Source organism: Ursidibacter arcticus (assembly GCF_009761375.1).
Taxonomy (GTDB): Bacteria; Pseudomonadota; Gammaproteobacteria; order Enterobacterales; family Pasteurellaceae; genus Ursidibacter; species Ursidibacter arcticus.
On the sequence record NZ_LEKM01000147.1, the window covers coordinates 1 to 5,339 of the forward strand.

The 5,339-nt window shown below is 37.6% G+C and carries 3 protein-coding genes and 1 pseudogene; 2 read left to right on the plus strand and 2 right to left on the minus strand.

The features are described from left to right. Nucleotides 1-800, plus strand: an 800-nt coding sequence (locus tag A1D25_RS10995) for a YadA C-terminal domain-containing protein (RefSeq protein ID WP_338065563.1), incomplete at its 5' end; no start/stop codon positions are given. A gap of 88 nt (nucleotides 801-888) precedes the next feature. On the opposite strand, the gene A1D25_RS06610 is transcribed toward A1D25_RS10995, so the two are convergent. Continuing rightward, entirely contained in the window at nucleotides 889-2,832 is a 1,944-nt protein-coding gene (locus tag A1D25_RS06610) for an ABC transporter ATP-binding protein (protein WP_157394904.1), read from the minus strand. Nucleotides 2,833-3,256: 424 nt separating this feature from the next. Here A1D25_RS06610 and leuB point away from each other — a divergent pair, with 424 nt between their 5' ends. After that, on the plus strand, nucleotides 3,257-4,333 hold the full coding sequence (gene leuB, locus A1D25_RS06615; RefSeq protein WP_157394905.1) for a 3-isopropylmalate dehydrogenase: 1,077 nt from the start codon (nucleotides 3,257-3,259) through the stop codon (nucleotides 4,331-4,333). 90 nt (nucleotides 4,334-4,423) lie between these two features. Here leuB and A1D25_RS06620 read toward each other — a convergent pair. Continuing rightward, nucleotides 4,424-4,912 (minus strand): annotated as a pseudogene (locus A1D25_RS06620) (TIGR00645 family protein); the annotation flags it as partial. Nucleotides 4,913-5,339 lie beyond the last annotated feature (427 nt).

Sequence of the window (5,339 nt, forward strand, 5' to 3'; positions counted from 1 at the left end):
TTTCTGTTGCTAATTTAGAAGGTCGTACTGAATTGGCGGAAGGTGCAATTGCTAAGAAAGCAAATCAAGATGATTTGGACAAAAAAGCAGACAAAGATTACGTTGATACTAATCTATCTAATATCATTACTCACGTGAATACTGCTAATGATGTGCTAGATCAAGAGCTTCTTAAAGTGAAAGATCAAGCAAATGTAAACAAAATTTCTGTTGCTAATTTAGAAGGTCGTACTGAATTGGCGGAAGGTGCAATTGCCAGAAAAGCTGATAAAACCTACGTAGATGATGAAATTCAAATAGTGAAAAACTCTATTCCAACAGAGCAAAATTTATCAGGTATTAGATCTGAACTAGAGAAAAAATCAGATAAGGAGTATGTTGATAGAGCAGATGAAAGACTCCAACAAAATATTATCAATGTTGATAATAAAGCGAATGCAAATATTGCCGCTATTTCTGATCTAAAAGTACGTGCAGAGGCTACTGAAAATGCAATTAGAGCGAATTTTAATCGCATTAACAACAATGCCGAAAACATTAATAAATTAGATCAGCGTGTAACGAAGCTAGATAAAAAACTAGAGCGTGGTTTGGCTCAGCAGGCAGCGTTATCAGGTTTATTTCAACCATATAATGTCGGCAAAGTGAATATTACTGCAGCAGTGGGTGGGTACAAATCTGCAACAGCTGTGGCAGTTGGGGCTGGTTATCGTTTCAATGATAAAGTAGCAGCAAAAGCTGGTGTATCGTTTAGTGGTAATGCGGCATCTTACAATGTAGGTGTTAATTACGAATTCTAATTTTATTTGTTTTTAAATGTTAATTACCCGTTTCTGAAGAGGTTGTAGAAACGGGTATTAACACAAATTTTGCTATAGATTTCAGATTTTACACATTCCCATTTTTAATGTTTTCTAACTCTTCCCAGCGTTCAAATGCTTGTTCTAAGGCTTGCTCGGTATCGGCGAGTTTTTGTAGCTGTGCTTGGGTGTAACTTGGATCTTTGCTAAAGAAATCAGCACTATTTACTTCTAACTGTAATGTTTCAATTTCAGCTTCAAGTTGCTCCATTTTTTCAGGTAACGCTTCCAATTCACGTTGATCTTTATAAGAGAGCTTCACTTTTTTTGCAGGTTCAGTTTTCGCTTTTTCCTGTTCTACAAGCGGTAGCTTTTCAGTTGTTTTTTGCAAATTTTTGCTTGTATCTAACCGCTTGTTTTCAAGACTAGTGTGATAATTTTCTTGTTGCTGTTTTGCATCGTGATAGCCACCGATGTATTTATTTAAAACGCCATTACCTTCAAAGATGTAACACTCTTCAACGGTATTATCAATAAATTGACGGTCGTGGCTTACGATCAAGAGTGTGCCTTGATAGTCGGCTAATAGTTCTTCCAACAGCTCTAATGTTTCCACATCAAGATCGTTAGTCGGCTCGTCTAATATCAATAAATTATTTGGTTTAAGTAGTAATTTCGCCAACAATAAGCGGTTACGTTCACCGCCAGATAATGCTTTAACAGGTGTCATTGCTCGTTTTGGTGGGAATAAAAAGTCTTGTAAATAGCCTAAAACGTGGCGTTTTACACCATTTACTTCAATATCTTGCTTACCATCAGCAACGTTATCCATCACTGTTTTTTCAGGATCGAGTTCAGCACGATATTGATCGAAATAAGCTACTTCTAATTTTGTACCACAGCGAATAGAACCTGATGTCGGTTGTAATTCGCCTAATAAGAGCTTGATAAAGGTAGTTTTTCCACAGCCATTTGCACCAACAAGGGCAATTTTATCGCCACGCAGAATAGTCGTGCTAAAATTGCTCAATAACGTTTTACCTGCAACTTCATAGCTGGCATTTTCCACTTCAAAGACAATTTTGCCAGAACGAGCGGTCTGATCGAGCTGAATTTTTGCCGTTCCCAACACTTCTCGGCGATTTCGTCTTTCTTCTCGAAGGGCTTTTAAGGCTCTTACACGTCCTTCATTGCGAGTACGGCGAGCTTTAATACCTTGTCTGATCCAAACTTCTTCTTGGGCGAGTTTCTTATCAAACAGCTCATTTTGTAATGCTTCGACACGCAAGTCTTCTGCTTTAGTTGTGAGATAAAGATCGTAATTTCCAGGGTAAGAAACTAATTTACCCCGATCTAAATCCACAATACGAGTTGCCATTTTGCGAATGAAAGCACGATCGTGCGAAATAAAAATAATGCTACCTTTAAAATCCAATAAGAGATTTTCTAGCCAGTTGATTGCATCAACATCTAAATGGTTGGTTGGCTCATCTAGTAGCAACACATCAGGGTTTGACACTAACGCTCGTGCAAGTGCCGCTTTACGCAACCAACCGCCCGACAATGCGGAAAGCGGTGTGTCTGGGTTAAGTTCTAACAAACGGAGCGTATCTTGAATACGGTTTTCAAACTGCCAACCGTTAGCGTGTTCAAGTTGAGTTTGTACAGCGGAGAGCTTTGCCATTAAAGTGTCGTTATAGTCTGTCTGCATTTCAACCGAAATATGATGATATTGCTTTAACAGATCAGCAAGATGGCTAATACCTTCCGCAACATAATCAAAAATTGTCCCTTCCGCAAAGCGTGGAGGGTCTTGCTCTAAGCGAGCCACAACAATATCTTTCTCAAAAATCAGTTTGCCATCATCAAGTTGAATATCGCCTGCAAGAATTTTCATTAGGGTGGATTTACCCGCCCCATTACGCCCAACTAAACAGACTCGCTCGCCTGCTTCAATATGTAATTCTGTGTGATCTAACAGTGGGTGATCGCCAAAGCCTAAATAGGCATTAGAAAGGTTAATTAAAGCCATAATCTCAATATCTTATAAAAAATTTTGCAAATTTTAGCAGTTTTATGACCGCTTGTAAGCGGTGATTTTGGAGGAAAGTTTTGCAATGTGCAGGACAAGATCGTATTTTCTGTCAATTTATGATCTAATGGAGATTCATATTCCATATTAATATAGGTTGTAAAATGAGTATTCTCCATTTTTTCGAAGCATTTATCTGACCCTATAACATATAATCAAAAGTACTCATTTTTAGATATCGTCTTTCTTGTTGTAACTGTCATTTAGCAAGGTTTTTGTTACTGGGGGCGTAGGTTGAAAAATAGACAGGATATGCGATTGCCTTGACGGAAATCGCTAAAATCACACAAAAAATTCCCCATTTAATACGGAAATGTTTTATATTGTCGCTTTCATTTAATCAATTATAACTTGAGGAATTTATATGCAAACTTACAACATTGCGGTATTAAGTGGTGATGGTATTGGCCCTGAAATTATGGCTCAAGCGATCAAAGTGCTTGATGTAGTACAACAAAAATATGGTTTTACCCTTAATTATAACCACTATGATATTGGTGGCATCGCAATTGACAATCACGGTAAGGCATTACCTGAAAGCACCTTAAAAGGCTGTGAAGAGGCTGATGCCATTTTATTTGGTTCTGTCGGAGGACCTAAATGGGAACATTTACCCGCTAACGAACAGCCTGAACGTGGTGCATTATTACCTCTACGCAAACATTTTGCCCTATTTTGTAATCTTCGTCCTGCCACACTTTATAAAGGGCTAGAACAATTCTGTCCACTGCGAGCAGATATTGCAGCCAAAGGTTTCGATATGGTTACAGTGCGTGAATTAACAGGTGGTATCTATTTTGGGCAACCTAAAGGCCGTGAAGGTGAAGGGGCAAATGAAAAAGCCTTTGATACAGAAGTTTATCACCGTTATGAAATTGAACGTATTGCAAAAGTGGCATTTGAAACAGCAATGAAACGTAGCAAGCACGTTACTTCGGTGGATAAAGCCAATGTGTTAATGAGTTCAATTTTATGGCGTGAAACGGTTAATGAAGTGGCAAAACAATACCCTGAAGTAAAATTAGATCATATTTATATTGATAATGCGACAATGCAGTTAATCAAACAGCCAGAGTTTTTTGATGTGTTACTCTGTTCAAATATTTTCGGCGATATTATTTCTGATGAATGTGCAATGATTACAGGTTCAATGGGAATGTTGCCATCAGCGAGCTTAAATGAAAAAGGCTTTGGTTTATTCGAGCCAGCAGGTGGCTCTGCACCTGATATTGCAGGTAAGAATATCGCAAATCCTATCGCACAAATTCTTTCTGCGGCAATGATGCTACGTTATAGTTTTGGTTTGGAAGATGCAGCCAAAGCTATCGAAAATGCGGTACAAAAAGTCTTAGCAGAAGGCTACCGTACCGCCGATTTAGCCGATAAATCAGCAACAATTTCAACCAGTGAAATGGGTGATTTAATTGCGAAAAATATCTAATTCTTAATCTAAAAAATAGGCGGGAAATCCCGCCTTTTTCATCTTTATTTGCAAATAATTTGCCTTAACTAACCGCTTGTAAGCCTATTGTTAATGTCCTTTGTGGCTTGTTCCGTATAGGATTTTATCTGTATATGCCATTGCAAGAGCTGAAACTAAGAAACCTAAATGTAACAATAATTGCCACATCATTGTTTTTTCATCCATATTTGCTGCATTAACAAATGTCTGCAACATATGAATGGATGAGATACTGATAATCGACATTGAAAGCTTCACTTTTAGTACGGAAGCATTGACGTGACTTAACCATTCAGGCTCATCAGGGTGATTTTCTGTGTGTAACTTAGACACAAAAATTTCGTAACCTCCTACGATGACCATTACAAGCAAGTTTGCAATCATCACTACATCAATAAGATTAAGCACAGCCAACATAATGGTATTTGAGTCCATCTGTTTTAAATTAATTGTGAGTTCCCACAATGATTTAATAAATTTATACGCATAAATACCTTGTACTACAATTAAGCCCAAGTACATTGGCAATTGTAGCCAGCGACTAGCAAAGATAAGATGTCCAATTAAAGAGGGGGCTTTATGTTTCCGTTGTGCTGGATATGATTGAGAAGAGTGATATTCCATATAATACCTAAATTAAAAGTAGATTTTATCGAGGAAACTATTGTATCTATATTCTTATGTCAATGATAGATTATCTGACATACGAAGAAGGATAATTTCTTTAAATTGAATAGGATATTTCCCAACAAAAAAGCTAGGCATTATGCCTAGCTCAGATTATTGACAAAGTCTTTTTTCATTCGGACGCCAGCGTGGCGTCCCTACAAGAAAAGTTATAACCAATTGAAAAATAACAGATTTTATTTTGTTGTGTAGGGACGCCACGCTGGCGTCCGTTAATTGGATACAACAAATTGGGGTTTGTCATCAGTCTGAGCTAGGCATTGAGCCTAGCTTTTACTATCAATAAACCAATTAAAAT

Excerpts from the sequence above, each read along its gene's own strand:
- A1D25_RS06610 (WP_157394904.1), bottom strand. The coding sequence starts at position 2,832 with ATGGCTTTAATTAACCTTTCTAATGCCTATTTAGGCTTTGGCGATCAC.
- leuB (WP_157394905.1), top strand. The coding sequence starts at position 3,257 with ATGCAAACTTACAACATTGCGGTATTAAGTGGTGATGGTATTGGCCCT.